A 272-nucleotide genomic window follows, 5' to 3' on the forward strand; every position below is an offset into this window, starting at 1 on the left:
GGGCCGGAACGACGGTACTTCAACCGGGCCCAGCGCCGGGCGATCACCGCCCGGGACGGCGGCTGCATCATCCCCGGCTGCAAGGCGCCGGCGCACTGGGCCGAAGTGCACCACGTGAAGCCCTGGGCGAAAGACGGGCCGACCAACGTCGACAACGGGGTCTTACTCTGCTGGTTCCACCACCACACCATCGACACCTCCGGGTGGGAGATCCGCATGGTGAAGGGCTCACCGCAAGTGCGGGCCCCTGGGTTGATCGATCCGCAACGACT

General features: G+C 68.0%; 1 protein-coding gene. It reads left to right on the plus strand.

Annotation, left to right across the window (positions count from 1 at the left end; all coding sequences use genetic code 11):
- On the plus strand, positions 1–272 hold a 272-nt coding region (locus QN357_RS19410), incomplete at both ends, for an HNH endonuclease signature motif containing protein (RefSeq protein WP_323505458.1).

The sequence above is a fragment of the Cryobacterium sp. RTC2.1 genome, from assembly GCF_035018685.1.
In the GTDB taxonomy this organism is placed as follows: domain Bacteria; phylum Actinomycetota; class Actinomycetes; order Actinomycetales; family Microbacteriaceae; genus Cryobacterium; species Cryobacterium glucosi.